The 18,903-nt window shown below is 29.0% G+C and carries 18 protein-coding genes; 5 read left to right on the top strand and 13 right to left on the bottom strand.

Annotated features, from left to right (window positions below):
- Window positions 1-43: 43 nt before the first annotated feature.
- Window positions 44-1,336 carry an OmpP1/FadL family transporter gene (locus tag FVE73_RS01285; RefSeq protein ID WP_018499293.1) on the top strand — a complete coding sequence of 431 codons (1,293 nt, stop codon included), beginning with the start codon at window positions 44-46 and terminating at the stop codon, window positions 1,334-1,336.
- Window positions 1,337-1,579: 243 nt separating this feature from the next.
- Window positions 1,580-2,656, top strand: a complete 1,077-nt coding sequence (locus FVE73_RS01280; RefSeq protein ID WP_018499292.1) for a M24 family metallopeptidase — start codon at window positions 1,580-1,582, stop codon at window positions 2,654-2,656.
- Between the two features lie 272 nt (window positions 2,657-2,928).
- Here FVE73_RS01280 and FVE73_RS01275 read toward each other — a convergent pair whose 3' ends face one another.
- The 5 genes from FVE73_RS01275 to FVE73_RS01255 all read right to left on the bottom strand — a co-directional run bounded on the left by FVE73_RS01275 (window position 2,929) and on the right by FVE73_RS01255 (window position 7,569).
- The gene (locus FVE73_RS01275; RefSeq protein ID WP_018499291.1) at window positions 2,929-3,819 is read right to left on the bottom strand and encodes a DMT family transporter; all 891 of its coding nucleotides are present in this window, start codon (window positions 3,817-3,819) and stop codon (window positions 2,929-2,931) included.
- Window positions 3,820-4,073: 254 nt separating this feature from the next.
- A complete protein-coding gene (locus FVE73_RS01270; RefSeq protein ID WP_018499290.1) occupies window positions 4,074-4,472 on the bottom strand; it encodes an adhesion protein FadA in 399 nt (132 codons plus the stop codon).
- Window positions 4,473-4,547: 75 nt separating this feature from the next.
- On the bottom strand, window positions 4,548-4,982 hold the full coding sequence (locus FVE73_RS01265) for an adhesion protein FadA (protein ID WP_018499289.1): 435 nt from the start codon (window positions 4,980-4,982) through the stop codon (window positions 4,548-4,550).
- A gap of 228 nt (window positions 4,983-5,210) precedes the next feature.
- Window positions 5,211-6,521: a phosphopyruvate hydratase gene (gene eno, locus FVE73_RS01260; protein ID WP_018499288.1), complete on the bottom strand. Its 1,311-nt coding sequence runs from the start codon at window positions 6,519-6,521 to the stop codon at window positions 5,211-5,213.
- Window positions 6,522-6,687: 166 nt separating this feature from the next.
- Entirely contained in the window at window positions 6,688-7,569 is an 882-nt protein-coding gene (locus tag FVE73_RS01255; protein ID WP_018499287.1) for a hypothetical protein, read from the bottom strand.
- 132 nt (window positions 7,570-7,701) lie between these two features.
- Here FVE73_RS01255 and FVE73_RS01250 point away from each other — a divergent pair, with 132 nt between their 5' ends.
- Together FVE73_RS01250 and FVE73_RS01245 are read left to right on the top strand one after the other, a co-directional pair.
- Complete coding sequence (locus tag FVE73_RS01250) at window positions 7,702-8,616, top strand: hypothetical protein (protein WP_018499286.1); 915 nt, start codon at window positions 7,702-7,704, stop codon at window positions 8,614-8,616.
- A 109-nt stretch (window positions 8,617-8,725) separates the two neighbouring features.
- Window positions 8,726-9,181: a low molecular weight protein-tyrosine-phosphatase gene (locus FVE73_RS01245; protein ID WP_018499285.1), complete on the top strand. Its 456-nt coding sequence runs from the start codon at window positions 8,726-8,728 to the stop codon at window positions 9,179-9,181.
- 129 nt (window positions 9,182-9,310) lie between these two features.
- On the opposite strand, the gene FVE73_RS01240 is transcribed toward FVE73_RS01245, so the two are convergent.
- The 8 genes from FVE73_RS01240 to FVE73_RS01205 all read right to left on the bottom strand — a co-directional run bounded on the left by FVE73_RS01240 (window position 9,311) and on the right by FVE73_RS01205 (window position 17,899).
- Window positions 9,311-11,212 carry a S8 family serine peptidase gene (locus FVE73_RS01240; protein ID WP_018499284.1) on the bottom strand — a complete coding sequence of 634 codons (1,902 nt, stop codon included), beginning with the start codon at window positions 11,210-11,212 and terminating at the stop codon, window positions 9,311-9,313.
- Between the two features lie 11 nt (window positions 11,213-11,223).
- The gene (locus FVE73_RS01235) at window positions 11,224-11,988 is read right to left on the bottom strand and encodes a TatD family hydrolase (RefSeq protein ID WP_018499283.1); all 765 of its coding nucleotides are present in this window, start codon (window positions 11,986-11,988) and stop codon (window positions 11,224-11,226) included.
- Between the two features lie 47 nt (window positions 11,989-12,035).
- Window positions 12,036-12,470, bottom strand: coding sequence for a lysozyme inhibitor LprI family protein (locus FVE73_RS01230; protein WP_018499282.1), 435 nt, complete (start codon window positions 12,468-12,470; stop codon window positions 12,036-12,038).
- Window positions 12,471-12,684: 214 nt separating this feature from the next.
- Entirely contained in the window at window positions 12,685-13,782 is a 1,098-nt protein-coding gene (locus tag FVE73_RS01225) for an RNA-guided endonuclease TnpB family protein (protein ID WP_146997817.1), read from the bottom strand.
- A gap of 190 nt (window positions 13,783-13,972) precedes the next feature.
- Window positions 13,973-15,400: a hypothetical protein gene (locus FVE73_RS01220; RefSeq protein ID WP_018499168.1), complete on the bottom strand. Its 1,428-nt coding sequence runs from the start codon at window positions 15,398-15,400 to the stop codon at window positions 13,973-13,975.
- Between the two features lie 50 nt (window positions 15,401-15,450).
- On the bottom strand, window positions 15,451-15,930 hold the full coding sequence (locus FVE73_RS01215; protein ID WP_018499169.1) for an S-ribosylhomocysteine lyase: 480 nt from the start codon (window positions 15,928-15,930) through the stop codon (window positions 15,451-15,453).
- 76 nt (window positions 15,931-16,006) lie between these two features.
- Entirely contained in the window at window positions 16,007-16,933 is a 927-nt protein-coding gene (locus FVE73_RS01210; RefSeq protein WP_018499170.1) for a D-alanine--D-alanine ligase, read from the bottom strand.
- Window positions 16,934-16,960: 27 nt separating this feature from the next.
- Entirely contained in the window at window positions 16,961-17,899 is a 939-nt protein-coding gene (locus FVE73_RS01205; protein WP_018499171.1) for an Hsp33 family molecular chaperone HslO, read from the bottom strand.
- 337 nt (window positions 17,900-18,236) lie between these two features.
- On the opposite strand from FVE73_RS01205, the gene FVE73_RS01200 reads away from it, so the two are divergent.
- Window positions 18,237-18,758 carry an OmpA family protein gene (locus FVE73_RS01200; protein ID WP_018499172.1) on the top strand — a complete coding sequence of 174 codons (522 nt, stop codon included), beginning with the start codon at window positions 18,237-18,239 and terminating at the stop codon, window positions 18,756-18,758.
- Window positions 18,759-18,903 lie beyond the last annotated feature (145 nt).

The raw sequence follows: 18,903 nt of genomic DNA, 5'->3' as shown, positions 1-18,903 counted from the left end.
TACAAATGAATAAAAAAAATTAAAAAATAAGGAGAAAAAAATTATGAAATTAAAAATAGCTATTCTATCTGCTTTAACTGCAATTTTTGCAAATGCGGCAAGTATCGACTATTTGTCAAATAATTCAGCCTCATACTTTCAAAATCCATCTCAAACAGGAAAGATTTCAGTGGAAGGCATTTTTTATAATCCAGCAGGAACTGTTTTTTTAGATGATGGAACTTATATTAACGCAAATTTACAAAATTCAATGATTGATGAATCAATGACATTAAAAGGAAAAAAATTGAAATCTCATAGATATGCTGGAGCACCTTCATTTAACCTTTTATACAAAAAAAATAACTATTCACTTTTTGGAAATCTAAGTGTTATTGCAGGTGGAGCCACTTTACGTTATAATGACGGAGTTGCTGGAATTGAACTGGCTGGAGAAACTTTTAATAACATTACAGGAGGAAGACTTCGAGCAAAAGTTACAAAAAACCGTTTTACAGGTCAAAACCGTTATTACCAGTTAATGCTTGGAAGTGTCTATAAATTCAATGATACCTTCTCAATGTCAGGTGGTCTAAAATACGTTTATGCCCATAGAAAATTAGATGGAGAAGCACAATACAGTTATAATCCACTTGTGGGAGCAGCTATTGGTCTTAATAAAAATTATTTATCAATGAATTCAAAACGTAATTCCGAAGGAATTGGAGGAATAATTGGATTTGACTATAGACCAACTGATACTTTAAATTTTGCAGTAAAATATGAAACACCTGTAAAATTAAAATTTAAGTCAAAAGCTCAGGAAAATAATAAAATGCTTCTTGCAGGACGACCTTTAGGAATTTCATTCTTCTATCCGGAATATGCAGATGGAGTTCATTCAAGACGTGATTTGCCAGGAGTTCTGGCATTAGGAGTTTCAAAAGATGTAAACAAATGGACTTTTTCTGGCGGATACACATATTATTTCAACAAAGCTGCTAAAATAGACAGATTTAAATATAATGACGGATATGAAGTAAATTTTGGAGCAGATTACAGAATTAATGACAAATTTACTTGGCACGCTGGATTCAACTACGCGGATACCGGAGCAAAAAAAGAATCATTCTCTGATGTAGAATATGCAATAAATTCACAAATTTATGCAACTGGACTTACCTACAAGCCAACGGAATCTTCAGAATGGAAATTTGGACTAGCACACGTAAACTTTAATTCTTCCAACGGAAAACGTGAGAAAACTTCACTTCCAGGAATTACTATTGATAAATCAAAAGTAAAATATGATAAAAATGTAAATGTATTCACATTGGGATACACACATAAATTTTAAAATTTAAACTTCCTTGATTTTAACATTAGCATAATATTATTAATTCACAAATTCGTTTTTATAGGACTTCATACTATCAAGTTATTATAAACTTTTAAAAAATAGTCATTAAATTAATAACTTTTTGGCTATTTTTTTATTTTTATACCGAAGTAAAATATTTAAGAAAAAATAAATAGAAAAAATTTTAAATTTATGTTACACTTTAAAAGTAAAAAATTTTAATAAAAAAGAGGGAAAAACATGGAAAAAAGAACTGAAAAATTATCAAGAATTTTAAATGAACTGAATATTGACGGATTATTTATTACAGATTTGTATAATCTTCGATATTTTACTGGATTTACAGGGACTACCGGAGTTGCTCTTGCAACAAAAAATGGAAATTTTTTCTTTTCAGATTTCAGATATAAAACACAAGCTACTAAACAAGTTACTGAAATGGGATTTGAATTTGTGGAAGTTTCTCGTGGTTCGCTTCAGACAGTTGGGGAATATATAAAGAAATTTGGATTAAAAAATGTCGGATTTGAAGATATTAATGTTTCATTCTCGCTTTATCAAACAATTAAAGACATTTTCAAAGTGGAATTAGTTCCTGTTGGAAATAAACTTGTGATGGAAAGAATGGTAAAATCTGACGAAGAAATTGCCCTTATTAAAAAAGCAGTAGAAATTAGTGATGCAGCATTTTCAGAAGCCTTAAAAATTATTAAAGAAGGTGTTTCTGAAAAGGAAGTTTCTTCATATATGGAATACATTCAAAGAAAATTAGGAGCTGATGACCGTTCATTTACAACAATTTTTGCCAGCGGTTACCGCTCAGCTATGCCACATGGAGTTGCTTCTGATAAAAAGATTCAAAAGGAAGAATTTATTACAATGGATTTCGGAGCATACTATGAAGGATATGTATCAGACATAACAAGAACTGTTTACTATGGAAATAATATTACAGATAGACATAAAGAAATTTACAATACTGTTCTGGAAGCTCAATTATTGGGAATAGAAACAATAAAAGAGGGTGTAATGTCAGATGAAGTTGATAAAGTTGTCAGAAATTTCTTTAATGAAAAAGGATATGGCAAATATTTTGGACACGGATTAGGACATGGAATTGGTGCTGAAATTCACGAATTGCCTTACTTATCTTCTGCTTCTCAAATTGAGTTAAAGGAAAATATGGTTGTTACTTCTGAACCTGGACTTTATTTTGATGGATGGGGCGGAGTCAGAATTGAAGATGATGTTGTAGTTAAAAAAGATGGTAGAGAAGTATTAAATAAAAGTAACAAAGAATTAATTATCTTATCTTAAAAATAGAAAAAAACGGGACTGTCTCATAAGATAAATAAAATTATCAAATCATAAATTTCATATATTTTACTATATTTATAAAATCAATAAAAATGATACTTTTTACTTTTAAAAAATATATAATATTTATGTTAATAAAATTATTTTTGACTTATGAGATATCCTCGCTAAATAATTCTTATTTAATGTAACACTGAAACTGAATAAACAATGTTCCTTGCAAGCATTTTTTAATTAATTAATTATATTCAAAATTTATAGCAAATCTTTAATCACAATCTTTTTTCCAAAATAAAAATTGAAACAAAAACCAATATAAATCCAATTAATTCAACAAAAGAAAATTTCAATCTAAAAATAATCACTGATAAAATCGCTGCAAGTACTGGTTCAAAAGCTGTTAAAATTCCTGCAAGTGAAGAAGAAATGTAGTTTAAACTTGCGATATAAATCAAATATGCAACAGAAGTTCCTAAAATTACAACAACTGTCACTTGAATAATAGATTCTGTATTTACATTCCCTTGTATCTTCCAAATTGGGTGAACAATATTTGAAACTACACTTCCTACAATCATTCCCCATCCAACTACCGTTATACTTCCATATTTTTTCAAAAGTTTTTTTGGATAAATTGAATAAAAAGCAATCATAATCGCTGAAATAAGTCCAAGCAATAATGCTTCTGGCGAAACAGACAAACTTGAAATTTTTCCCTTTGTAGCTATAAATACAACTCCTAAAATTGTCATAAAAAGTAAAATCAATGTTGAAAATGCTGGAATTTTCTTATTTTTTATAGATTCATAAATAAATATAAAAAACGGTGCTGTAAACTGTAAAATTGTTGAAAACGAAACATTACTTAGCTCGATTGTCTTAAAATAAGTATACTGAACCAAATACATTCCTGCAGTTCCAAATAAAATTATTCCAATGAAATCCTTCTTATTTTTTAATGGCTTTAAAACAGATTTTTTTTCAATAAAAATGACTATCACAAAAAGTAGTATTCCAGAAATCAATGTTCTAATAGACACTAGCCAATCTGATGAAAAATTATATTTTTTAAATAAAATTTCTCCAGAAATTCCTGATATAGCCCATAAACTTGAAGCTAAACTTGCCAGCAACATTCCTCGTAATTTCATTTTTTCTTTCATAACATTTCTCCACAAAAATATTTTTCTACAACCCTAATTTATACCAAACTTTATAAAAATAGGAATAATATCCTATTTAGCAAATACAAATATTTTTGATTTTTCACTAAATATTCTAAATTAATAAGAAATTTACTATTTTAATAAATGACAATATAAATTACTTTAACATATTCTATTTTTATTTTTTTACACAAAAAAAATGCCTTTCCAAATAACTTGTAAAAGCATCTTTTTTATATTAAACCTGTTTACTATCTTAAAGATTTAATTACTTCAAAGTTACTAATAATTTGTTGTTCTTTAGCAATTTCTTTGTCTAATTGATTTCTTAAGTTTCTATATTCAGTAGCTTTAGCTTTGAATTCTTTTCCGAAGATACTAGTATCTTCATTTGCTTCAATTTCAGCAAGTCTTTCATCAATTTTAGCTTGCATTGCTGTATAGTTTTCTAATCTTTGAGTTGCTGCATTTGCTTCAGCTTCTTGTTGTCTATATTTTGCATCTTCCATTTGTTGTAATTTAGTTAATTGATTTTCTAAGTTATTTAAACTATTTTCAATTGATCCACCTGATGTTGATTTTGCAGGTGCTGCAAATGAAACACTGCTTAATACTAATACTCCTAATAATACTGCTAATTTCTTTTTCATCTTTTTTCTATGGGAATTAAATACAAATTATTTATTCTGCTTTCACTTCCCATATCTCCTTTCACTTTTTTATTTTTATTGATTTCCTTTTAAAGATTCAATAGCTGCAAAATTTTCAACTGTTGTATTTAAAGATTTGATTTCTGTATCTAATGCTTTAACTACAGCTTTATATTGTTTTGCTAAGTCAGCATATTGAGCTTTAAATGCTTTTGAATCTGCTGCTGCTTCAATTTTTGCAATTCTTTCTTCAATTTGAGCTTTTTGAGCTTCTTTTTCAGCTAATCTAGCTGCTGCTGCGTCAGCATTTGCCTTTAATTTGTTGTACTCTTGATTTTCCATATTTACCAATCTTTCATATTCTGCTTCCAATTGGTTAAATCTACCAGTTACTGATTGAGTAGTTACTGTTTTAGTAGTTCTAGTTTTTGTAGTTTTAGTAGTTTTTGCAGAATTAGCTGAAAATGATAAAGCACTTAAAAGTACAAATAAAATTCCAACTTTTTTCATTTTTTTTCCTCCTAATTAGTTATTAGTTTTAATTATCTTATATATTATATATCATTTAACAATAATTGTCAATTTTTTATATAAACTAATAAAAAAAATTATATTGAAAAGGGGACTTCTTGGGAAGTATACAATTTTATCAATCACATATATTTACCAAGCTCTTCGGTATGCCCCTACCCTGAAAATTTATAATAATATAATTTTTGTAATCTTATTACTAGTCTATTATTTAAGTTTAATGTTATAGAATGCTTTTTTACCTTCATAAATAGCTTCTTCTGCTAAATCATCTTCGATTCTTAATAATTGATTATATTTAGCCATTCTATCTGTTCTTGAAGCAGATCCAGTCTTAATTTGTCCTGCATTTGTAGCAACTGCAATATCAGCAATTGTATCATCTTCAGTTTCTCCTGATCTGTGAGATACTACTGCAGTATATCCTGCTTTTTTAGCCATTTCAATAGCATCTAATGTTTCAGTTAATGTACCAATTTGATTAACTTTGATTAAGATTGAGTTTGCAACTCCTTTTGCAATTCCATCAGCTAATCTCTTAGTATTAGTAACAAATAAATCATCTCCTACTAATTGCACTTTATCTCCAAGAGCCTCAGTTAATTTTTTAAATCCGTCCCAGTCATCTTCAGCCAATCCATCTTCAATTGAAATAATTGGATATTTAGAAGTTAAATGTTTGTACCATTCGATCATTTCATCAGAGCTTCTTACAACTCCACCTTCTCTTTTGAATGTATAAGTGTAAGATCCGTCAGCGTTTTGAGTAGCAAATTCAGATGAAGCGGCATCCATTGCAAATGTAACATCTTCTCCTAATTTGTATCCAGCAGCTTCAACAGCTTGAGAAATTACATCTAAAGCTCCTTCAGTTCCATTAATATTAGATGGTGCATATCCTCCTTCATTTCCTACGTTAGTAGAATCTCCGTTTGCTTTTAAGATTTTTCCTAAGTGGTGGAAAATTTCAGATCCCATTCTTAAAGCTTCTTTATAAGTTTTAGCCCCTACTGGTTGTACCATAAATTCTTGAACGTCAACAGCCGAATCTGCGTGAGATCCTCCATTTAAGATGTTCATCATAGGTACTGGTAATTCTTTAGCATTTACTCCACCTAAGTATCTATATAAAGGTATACCTAATTGATTAGCTGCTGCTTTAGCTACTGCTAATGAAACACCTAAAATAGCATTTGCTCCTAATTTTCCTTTGTTTGGAGTTCCATCTAATTCGATCATAGCTTTATCAATAGCTACTTGATCTAATGCGTCAAATCCAATTAAGTGTTCAGCAATAATTTTGTTTACATTTTCAACTGCTTTTAAAACACCTTGTCCTAAATATCTAGATTTGTCTCCATCTCTTAATTCAACCGCTTCGTGCACTCCAGTTGATGCTCCAGACGGTACAGAAGCTCTTCCCATTGCTCCACCTTCTAAATAAACTTCAACTTCCACAGTTGGATTTCCTCTTGAATCAAGTATCTCTCTTGCATAGATATCTTCAATTCTAGTCATTTCTAATTACCTCCATAAATTTATTTATTATAGCATTTCTCAACTCTAATTATATCACAATGTGTTCCGATTTTCAAAACAAAATTTCAATTTTTTGAAAAAAAATTAATAAAATTTATTAAAATTAGATAAATAAAAATACTCTATAAAATTCCTAAAATTTACTTCATTGTATTTCATTCAAATATTTATCTAAATAATCTGTATTTTTCATAGTTTCTTTTTTTATTTCTTTAGAAATATAAGTACCTTCCATTTTTTTCTTATTTTGTTCACGCAGTTTTTTATTCGTGATTTCTTCATTGATCATCAAAACATTTAACAATAACAATATTTCTTTTCGTCGATTATACTCGCGAACCTCATTTGAAACATTAGAATTTACAATATTGTTTATATATTCTGAAACTGCTTTTTCAATTTCACCATTATTATAATTTTTTCTTACTTCTGTCAAAGTATAAGTTAAATTCATTGAATGAACTTCTTCATCTGGAATTCCAAATTGTCTTTTTATTTCTTCATTTTTTAGTATATCTAAAACTTTTTTTGTTTGAAGCAATCTATCTTTTTCATTTGCAGTATTATAAATTTTTATAACTTCCATAATTGGAGTATTGCTATATTTTTTTTCTATTTCCCTATAATAACTGTCACTCTTATCTTTTTCACCTATTCCACGATAATATACCATTTTTGCAAACAGTTTTTCATAATCGTAAGGAGTGTATTTTGTAAATAAATTTAAATATTTCTCATAATCTTTTCCAATTTTTGATTCATAAATTGTAATAATATCTTCTGATACAATATAATTCCGTTCATCTTTTTTCAAAAGTGCAAGAAGTCTATTTAATTTTTCTCCAATCACATTTTCGTTATTCTCAAAAGTCACAAGATCTCTAATTTCAAAATCCATTTTTTGAGTTTCATCAATTATCTCCTGCTTTATCCCAACTTTTGACAAATTTTCCTGAATCTGCTCCTTTCGTGTATAAGAAAAACTTAAACTACTAAATAATAAAAATATTATTATAATTTTTTTCATAAATAACCTCCATTTAAAAAATAAAAAGGAATTAACAAGATTATATCACTTTTCAAACTGAATAACAACAAAAAACATTCTCTTTATAAAATCCTAAAAATATGATAAAATTACTAAAAAAGGAGAAAGGTCATGAAATCAAAAAAAATAAAAACAATTATTTTACTTGGAGCATTATCAGCTTCTTTGACATCTTTTGGATTTTCCAAAAAATCACCGAAAACAAAAAAAGAAAATATTAAAAAAGTAGATAATTTGAATCAAAATAAAAATATCAATAACAATGAAGATAAAAATAAAAACTCTCAAAATTTAAGTGAAAGACCAAAATTGTCAATTTCAAAAGAAGAACTTAACCGTGTGGCTAAAAGAATTTTTCAAAATGAAGCCGCGGGGAAAAAAAATGACTTGGTTGTTTGGAATAGCGGAGAAAATTTCCCATCGCTTGGGATAGGGCATTTTATTTGGTATAAAAAAGGTGAAAAAGGTAAATTTGAAGAAAGTTTTCCGCCACTTGTGGAATTTTATAAATCTAAAAATATTGAATTGCCAAAAATTATTAAAGATAACAAATTTGCACCTTGGAAAAGCCGAGAAGAGTTTTTGAAATTAAAACAAAATAATAATCCAGAAATTACCGAACTGATTAATTTTCTTTACAACACGCAGGATACACAAATTGAGTTTATTTTCAACCGTCTGGAAGATTCGCTGGAAAAAATGCTAAAAGTTGCAAAAAATAAAGAAAATGTCAAAAAGCAATTTTACCGTGTTGCAAACTCGCCAAATGGCTTATATCCATTAATTGACTATGTAAATTTCAAAGGTGAAGGAATTTTGCCATCAGAAACTTACAATGGGCAAGGATGGGGACTTCTGCAAGTTTTGGAAAATATGAAAGGTTCTCAAACTGGGAAAGCGGCACTTGAAGAATTTAGTCAGTCGGCAAAATCTGTGCTTGAAAGAAGAGTAAAAAATTCTGGTGCAAAGAATGAGCAAAAATGGCTTAGAGGCTGGTTAAATCGTTGTGAAACCTACAACAATTAATTTTATTTTTTATTTTTAAAATTTATGATTTTAAAATGAAAAATTTAATTTATGAAATCTAATTTATGAAAAATAACGAAAAGTAAAAATAAAATCAAAAGGAGAAAAAATGAAAAAAGTATTATTTGTCTGTCTTGGAAATATATGCCGTTCTCCAATGGCTGAGGCTGTCTTTAAAAAAATGGTTGCAGATGAGAATTTACAAGATAAAATTATAATTGACTCTGCGGCAACAAGTTCTTGGGAACACGGAAATCCTGTTCATCACGGTACTCGTGAAAGACTAAAAAAAGAAGGAATTTCAACTGCTGGAATGTACTCTCGAACTCTTGAAGATTCAGATTTAGATTCCGATTATATCATTGGAATGGATGAAAATAATATAAAAGATATTAATTCGTTTATAAATGACAAAAAAACAGGAGAAGTCAAAAGACTTTTAGAATATGCCGGAGAGGCCCGTGATATTGCTGATCCTTGGTTTACAGGGGATTTTGAGCAAACATTTGTCGATGTTACAAAAGGCTGTCAGGCTTTATTAAAAAAATTAAAAGAAGAAATTTAAAAAATTAAAAAATATATTTTATTTATTTTCTGGCAAGGGGGTTAAGACCCCTTGTTAAATAGAATTTATGACAAATTTATTATTCTAATGGGGAACAGTATAATTTCTTATTTTAATTTATTATATTTTTTATCTTCCTTTCATATATTTATAAAATTCATAAGTATCAATAAAATCCCATTTACCAGTCAGCTTATAAGAATAATCGTGTGCATAAACTTGATTTTTCCCAGCAAAAAATTCATCTTTAGGCATTTTTCCAAAATTATAATTACTTTTTATGTGATTGTAATGCTTATTTAAAAATTTATTATATTTATCATAATTTTTAAAATTCTTAGTTTCTATTTTATTACTCTGAGTAAAGTAGAAAAGTTTTGGAATATCAATCACTTTTGTTTTATTTACTTCAATATCTTCCCTGTCTTCATTCACAAGCATATATTTAGCACTCGGACATGCTTCAATTTTCCCGCCAGCAAGTACAACCTTATTCGCATTTCCACAAAGTTCAAGAGTCGCCCCTTCATAAACAACTATTTTACTGTCAGGTATATTTCCAGTAAGTTTTAGCGTTCCTTCCAAGACTTGAGTTTCTCCGCCATAAAGCAAATCCCCAGTTATAGTCAACTTATGTTTTCCAGCTTTTCTAAGCCCTGGCACATATTTACTAGTTTCTTTGTAAAAATTTTCTTCACTTGGCAAATAATTTTGTATAGTCACTCTTCCAATTTTACTGTTATCATCTTTATCTAAAGCCATAACATAAGTAGATGTCCCACTTGGCTTATCGCTTAATCCGCTGTTTATGTCATTAGTCCAAACCCAGTCAGTTTCAGGTTCAGCCCAAAAATAAATATCGTTACTTTTTTTATTGAAAATTTTATCATACATTCCAGTATAAAATTTATTTTCTTCAATCAATCCCGCATTCAAATTTGTCGGACCATTAAGTGCTTTTCTTATATCCACAATTCCCCAGCCCATCTGATTGTCAAGCCTATCTCTTTCACGATAAGCCGTTGTCAAAAGAATTTCTTTAATCTGATGATAAGTCAGCCCCTTAAATTTATTCAAAATAAGTGCCGCATATCCAGCAGTTCTAGGTGTTGCAAAACTTGTTCCAAATTTATCTTCCTCTTCCGTTTTACTATATATGTTACCAAGTGCTACTACTGTATTACTTCGTGCATATAATGCATCTGCACTGACTTCATCATCTGTTTGAGACATTGTACATTTTTCTGAAAAATCTGATATTTTTCCACCTTTGTAACTTTCATTCAGCAAAACAGAATTTGTCACATCTTTTTTCCCATAAACAAAACAATTTGCAGCATCAACCATTATTCGCTGACTTCTAAACAATTTTGCTACTTCATCGCTATACAAGGGAAGTTTTGCAGTTGCATCATTAAGCAATACTTCAGCATTAGAATTATTTTCCTTTTTTTGTGCATTAGGAACAGCCAATACCAATAAATTTCTATCATCTGTATTCGTTGTCACAAGTCTGGGCATATAATTATTTAAAAGTGTTTCATTTATTACATTTCCAAAATACCAAGCATTGTCTGTTAATAAATACTGCGAATAATATGGTGTACTTGTACTATAGGAAAATATTCCTTCTAACATATTCCATTCATTTTCAGCACCATAATTTATTACTTGACCCGCATCAAATCCTGTTGTTTCAAGAAAAGTTTTCGTGGCAAGTGTCGTATGATCTTCACCTTCCTGATCCTTTAACGAATGTTTTGCTATTTTTTCCCAATTTTCAGGAAGATAAGTTCGTGGCATTTCATCTCCAACTTCTTTTTTCCAATTATCATAGCCTGTCGTATTATCAGTTATAGCATAATAAATTTTACCTTTTCTATACTCATTTTTTTGATATTTTACCAAATTTTCTTTTACATCATAATCAGATACTTTTGTTTTTTTATCAGTATAAACCAACTTTGCTCCAAATATATTTATATTTAAAATAATACTTGCAAGAATTATTGAAAATCTTGTTTTCTTCACTCATCTCTCCTTTATTTCATTACATAAATTCTCTTTGCATTCTCCGTAGTCACTTTTATAACTTCTTCCACAGAAATTTCTTTAATTCTAGCAATTTCCTCTGCTACATATTTTGTGTAAATCGGCTCATTTCTTTTTCCTCTAAAAGGAACTGGCGTCAAATACGGACAATCTGTTTCCAGGACAATCTTTTCCAAAGGAAGTTCTCGCACAAGCTCTTTCGTCTTTTTATTATTCTTGAATGTCAAAGTCCCACCAACTCCGATGTAATATCTATCCAAAAGAGGTTTCGCTGCCTCAAGCGATCCCGGATAACAATGTAAAATCCCGCCAACATTCGGATATTCCTTCAAAACATTAATCGTATCCTGCAACGCTTCCCTCGTATGAATCACAACAGGCTTTTTAACCCTTTCAGCAAGTTCCATCTGTTTTTTAAACACAGCAATCTGAACATCCTTTGGATCTTCCATCCAGTGATAATCCAGTCCAATTTCCCCAATCGCAACAACCTTTTCCTCATTCAAAGCCAGTTGCTCCAATTCTTTTTCCACTTCATCATTATACTTCTTAATATCCACAGGATGAACTCCAATCACCGCATAAATAAACGGATATTTATTCGCAAGAGCCACACTCGTAAGCGAAGTTTCCAAATCACATCCAATAACAACAGCGCTTTCCATCTGCTCCTCAATCCGTTCCAAAACTTCATCAAAATCTTCTGCAAATTGCTCGTCGTAAATGTGTGTATGTGTGTCTATTATCTTTGCCATTTCAATCCTTCCTTTGTTACAAAAAATTTTTAATTCCTATCATATTTTTATTTCAATTTTTCATATCTTTTTGACAATTCAACCGCTCTATCTTTAGTTGACTCTACTAATGATTGCGTGTACGCCAAACCATAACCAGTTCCACAAAGTCTTTCTCCATTTACAGTGTCACAAAATTCATTGGCTATTTCTTTTGCCTTATTATCTCTACTTTTTATCCACAATTTTTCTTCATTTATAAGTTTTATCTGCCCACTTTTTGATAATTTCTTCATTAACAACTTATAAACTTTATTCAATTCGCTATCCCACCCCTCCAAAATAACCGAAGTCGCTTCTTTCATTTCAGCATTACTTCCTCCAAAGGATTTCTCCACACTTTTCTCTTTAATTTCCATTCTATTAATCATATCACTCGTATAACCAGCAAAACTGCTAGTTGTAACCATTAAACTTACAACTACAATTATTAGTTTTTTCATAAAAAATCTCTCCTTTTCACTTTTGAAATCAAACTTAAAAATTATAATGTTTCAATTCCTCAACAAGATGCTCTTTTTTTACTTCATTTAATTTAGAAAAGTGAACTACTCCCGCTTTTAGAAGCGGGAGCTTCTTGGGAAGTATCTGCTTTTGCTAGCCAAATATATTTACCAAGCTCTTCGGGCAGTCCCTGCCCTGTTTTCTTTTATTTTCTTAATATTCCAACATCGCTTTTCCAATGTTTTTTATATTCAATGCCGCATTGTAATCTCTATCAATTTCAATTCCACAGCACTCACATTTATAACTTCTTTCTGATAATTTCAGTTCCTCTTTAACATTTCCACATTTACTACAAATTTTCGATGATGGAAACCACTTATCTATCTTCAAAAATTGCTTTCCTAAAAATATCAGTTTATACTCAACCATCCTCAAAAACATTCCCCACCCATTATCTCCTATACTTTTACCAAAATTTAATGTTTGGCTCATCCCTCTCATATTCAAATCCTCAACAACCACAGCATTATACACTTCAGACAATTTTTTCGATAATTTATGCAAAAAATCCCTTCGACAATTTTTGATATATTCATGCAATTTTGATATTTTCGCTTTTTGCTTATACCAATTTTTAGAAAATTTCACTTTTCTTGACAATGATTTCTGTAATTTCTTCAATTTTTTCTCCAACATCCTAAAATATCTTGGATAATCAGCCCTTTGGTTTTCAGAACTGACAAATAATTCAGACATTGAAAAATCAAGTCCAATCACTTTATCATTACTTGGCATTTTTTGAATTTCTTTTTCAAATTCCGTCAAAACAGAAACATAGTAATTTCCATTACTGTTTGTCAATGTTACCGACTTTATTTTATAATCCTTTGGTATTTCTCTATGATATTTCAATTTTACTTTTTTCAATTTTGGCAAAACCAAATATTTATTTTCCTCAATTCGTATCGAATTATTTACACAATTTGTTGTGTAACTTTTAATATTATTCTTTTTAGATTTGAACTTTGGAAACTTCGCTCTCTTCTGAAAAAAATTCATAAACGATCGTTTTACATTTAATTGAGCATTTGCAAGTGCCAAGCTGTCTACTTCTTTCAAAAATTGGTTTTCAATTTTTAAACTGGCAGGTGTAATTATTTTATTTTTTCCCGTTTCTTCATAAAATTTATTTGCAGCATACAAAATCGTATTGTAAACAAAACGAACACATCCAAAAGTCTTATTTATCAATAATTCCTGCTCTTTATTTGGATAAATTCTGTATCTGAATGCTAAATTATATTTCATAAAATTACACCTCCTTTTGATTTTGAATATTATTTTTAATTATTTCTTTAGAAATTTATCATTAGTGATTTCTCTTCGATATTTTATACAAAAATTGTATCATGGATGTATCCTTTTTTCAATTTTTTTTACAAAAAAAGCAATTCATCTCCCACTTGTAGAAAGCCTACGACTTCTTGCTATCTTTTTGTTAAATTTTACTTTTATAACTTTCAATCAGCTTTTGATATTCATTAACGACCCACTCACCAAATCCCAAATGAATTGCATCGCTTATCCCATAATCTTTTATCTCTGATTTTTGAAAATACAACTTCCCGTCTGGACAATATTTTTCATGATATACTTGTACAGAGGTAGTCGTGTATGTTATAACTTCTCCATCTACAACCTTTCGTTCTAATGTATCAAAATCCAGTAGTGGCAATATATACCAATTATTTTCATAATCATAAATCCATAAAATATCTTTTTCCGTTTTTAGTTTATATGGTGAATGCGTATTAAAAAACCTATCCTTATTACTTATAATTTCAACATCATAACCCAATCCTATCATTTTCTTTAATAATTCTTCTGATATACTAAATCCAAGGTCATCATCATCCCATTCTCTAGGAATATAAACTATATCGAAAATATTATTTTCTATTTTTTTAAAAACAGGTGGGAATACATTTTTATGCTCTATTTTAGGCATTATCTTAAATTCTGGCAATTTTTCCCATTTTTCATCACTAAGCTCTATATTTAGAATAAATATTTTTTGCTTTCGGCTTTTTACAATCTCACATTTTTTCCAAGAATTTACTGTATCTCTAAAATATATTTCAGGATAACTTTCCAAAGGATGCATATTTGAATCATTTTTAGTAATATAAATATCCATTTCATCATCTAAAAATTGCATTTTATTATTTGTGATCGGATATTTGTCAACTAATATTTCAATTTCATAATTTTCAGCTGTATCTAATAATTCCTTTTTCAATAAAGGAGATATATTTTTCAAAAATTCATTATATTGAATTTTATCATACAAAGGTTCTATTTTTAATTTTTCCAAAAAAATATCACAATACAGTGCTTCTTCTGTAGCCAAATAATAATCTTTAATGTATGAAGTTTTTATATTTTCATATATAATTAATTTCCATTTATTTTCAACTTTTAATTTTTCCATTTTTAAATTTATATTTTCAAAATCCAGTAATGAAACATAAAAATCTAATTTCCCAATTTCTATCCATCTACTTAACAAATATTCTGCTCTTTCTTTTATACTATCAAAAGAAAAATAATCTCCTATTATTTTATCAATTACTCCATTTGGAAATAACTTTTCATGAAAAATTTTTATAATATAATCATAACAATTTCCTGATTTTTTTGAGCTAACTAAAAAATAATATCCTGTTAAATTTTCATAAACATATTCAAGTCCATTAATCTTTTTTATTTCTGCACTTTTTCCATTTTTCTGCATTAATTCTAAAAAAATAACTGCTAAACTAACTTTTTCCAAACTATTTTTTTCTAAACTCACAAATTGCTTCAATTTAATTAGAAAATCCAATTTATCTAGTAAAGTTTTTTCAAATGTATTTAGTTCTTCCATCCTTTTACCACCTTATTTTTAAATACTTCTTAAAGATGCTCATAGTATTTCTACTCAGGATAAACCAAATTCGCTTCCGTCAAATTCTCCAAAGTTTCTTCCAAAAATCTCTTCGATTCAAAATTAGCCATCGCCAAGTTTTGATCCAAATAGTTTCCACATTCAATTGCAGTTGCTCCTGGGATTTCACCTTTAAATTCTGCCATGAATTTGTAAAGTTCTTTCATTAAGTCAATGATGTCCTTTGATTCTAATTTTCCTTTTAAAATTACATAAAATCCAGTTCTACAACCCATTGGTCCGAAATATATAACTTCATCTTTCCAAGTTGGATGATTTCTTAAAAAAGTCGCTCCTAAATGTTCCATTGTGTGAAGTTCTGCGATATTTATTACTGGTTCCCTGTTTGGCAACTTCATTCTCACATCAAAAGTTGTGATGTAATTTCCATTAATTTCGTCAATTCTTGACACATAGATTCCTCTGTTTAATTTTTTATGATCTACTGTAAAACTTGCTATTCTTTCCATATTTTCTCCTCCATATTTTTGATATATTTAATAACAAGGGGATAAAACCCCTTGCTTTATGAATATTTACTATAGTTTATCTTTCCACTTTTAACGAAGATTCAATTAATAAATCTAGTGTTTCTGAGTAGCTGTATCCTTTTGAAGCTGTACTTTTTGGCAATAAACTTGCAGCTGTCATTCCTGGTGATGTGTTTACTTCCATGAAATATGGTGTTTCTTCGTTTACTACCATAAAGTCAATTCTTGCGAATCCTTCACATTTTAATCCATAATAGCTATCTTGTGCAAATTTGTTAATTTCAGCTTGTACTTTTTCTGGAAATTCAAACACATATTCTTTTGCTCCACCTTTTGCATATTTTGATTCATAGTCAAAGTAATCTCCAGCAAGCGCTTCAATTCTTATTGTTGGGAAAACTTTTCCACCAATTACTGGCACACTTATTTCCACTCCATGCAATACTTCTTCAATTAAAGCCTCTTTATCCATTCCAAATACAAGTTCTAGCCCTTTTTTCAATTCTTCTTCAGTTTCCACAAAACTTACTCCAATACTTGAACCACCGTTATTTGGTTTTACTATAAGATGATCTCCTAATTCTTTTTTTACTGTTTCAAAATCAACTGTTTCTCCTACACGAACACTTTTCCATTTTGCAATTCTAACTCCGTATTCAGAAACAATTCTTTTTGAAAATTCCTTATCCATACAAACCGCACTTGACATTACTCCAGGTCCACTGTAAGCAATTCCAAAACTTTGTAAAATTGCTTGTATTCTTCCATCTTCTCCAAATACACCATGTAAAGCAATATACGCAAAATCTAGATTCAAGTCTTTTATTTTTTCATAAACTTCCTTTTCAGTATCAATAACAATATCAAAAACTTCATATTTATCTCTATTTAAATTTGCTACAATTTCACTTCCTGTTTTAAGCGACACTTCCCTTTCAGTCGAAACTCCCCCACGTATTACACCTACTCTTAATTTTGACATTTTTTTCATCTCCTTCTTATTTTATAATTAATCCCAATTAAAATCATCTTTTGTAAATTCATATTTTTTTCTGCAAAAATGACATTCAGTCTCAATTTTTCCTTCTTCTTCCAAAATCTTATTAATTTCATCTTTTCCAAGTGTAATTAATCCCCTGTAAAACTTATCCCTTGTACAGTTACACTTGTATTCCAAATCTGATTTTTCCAAAATTTCAAAATCTTCCACATAAACTTTTTTATGGGCACCATCAACATCAGTTTCTTCTTCAAATACTGAAATATCCTCATAAAGCAGCTCCACAATTTGTTCAAGGCTCATTCCACCTTCTAAAAGTTCAGTAATTGTTCTAATTTGCTGTAATTTATTTTCCAATTTATCAATAAATCCATCTTCCACTCCTGGCAATAACTGGATTAAATAACCGCCAGCCCTTTTTACTTCGCCATTTTCATCCAATTTCACCCCTAGTGTAACAACGGATTTTATTTGCTCAGACAAAAGAAAATAATGGACAACTATATCAGCAATATCCTCTCCATTTATTTTAGTAACGCCAGAAAACGGATCACGTAATCCCAAGTCCTTTATAACCTGCATTGTTCCATTTCCAATAAATCTTATTTGCCCTGTTTCATCCTTTATAAAATTACCATTTTCATCCACAATCTGATGAAATTTTTCTTCAGGATTTGCAATATAACCTTTTACTTCTCCATTTATATTCCCAGTTGCAAGCATATTTCCATAAGGCCCGTCCCCATTAATTCTAACCGACACCAAATCCTTTTCATTTTTCAGATCCTTCCCCATCATAGCAGTCGCAGTCAGCAATTTTCCAAAAATTGTAGTTGCTATTGGATCAAGATCGTGTATTTTTTTTGCTTCTCTCACAATTTCTGTCGTATCACAAACAAAAAATCTTGCACATTTGCTTGTACCTCTAATTATTTTTGATTTTTCCATATTTTTTACATCCCTCTTCTATTTTAACACTACATTATAGTATTAATTTTTATCAATTTGATTTTAAATAAATTTAATTATGCTTTCAAAATCATATTACTAGAATATCATATTCTATACAAAAAAACAAGGCAATTCATTTTTTACTTTTACTTTTTCTGAAACTTTTATCAAAAAAAAATCTATGAAAATTAAAAAAAATATGTTATACTAAATAAAGGAAAGTATAATTCAAATATGTTTATACTTTTTTATTTAATTACTAAAAATTATAAAAAAAATCAGATTTTTAAAATTTAATATACTGCAAAAAATTAAAAAGGAAGAGAGGTTTAATATGGAAAAAAAATCTAAAATAACAGCAATGTTATCTGTATTATTAGTTTCAGCTCCAACTACAGCTAAAAAAATTACAACATCAAATCTACGTGACAATACAATGAGATCAACCGCAATTGAAGTTGATGGAACAAACATAGATGATTTGGAAATATCAAAAAGTGAAAATGATCCTAATGTTGTCATATTAGATACAAGTAAATTGAAATTTGGCTTTAATAGTGCCACAATAAAAGAAGAATATAATCCTATATTGGAAAAATTAAAAGATTATATTGAATCTAAAGATTGTAAAATTTCAATTACTGGATACACTGATTCTAAAGGAACTAAAGAGTACAATAGAGAATTATCTTTAAGAAGAGCTGAAAGTGTTGAAGAAAAATTAATTGAACTTGGACTTCCTCCTGAAAAAGTTATTGAAACAAAAGGAAAAGGAGATAGCAATCCAATAGCTTCAAATGACACGGAAGAAGGCAGAACTGCAAATAGACGTATTGAAATTCAATTTATAAATTAATATCCCATACGATTATCAAATTACGCCAAAATACCTATATTACAATGGTAATTGGCGTTTTTTTATATTTATTAATAACCCTATTTAAATAATGAATTTATTATAAATCTTTTTAGTAGGTTAAATCTGATATTTATTTTTAAAT

It is taken from the genome of Leptotrichia wadei, assembly GCF_007990545.2.
In the GTDB taxonomy this organism is placed as follows: Bacteria; Fusobacteriota; Fusobacteriia; order Fusobacteriales; family Leptotrichiaceae; genus Leptotrichia; species Leptotrichia wadei.
This window is presented reverse-complemented; position numbering and strand designations above follow the sequence as displayed.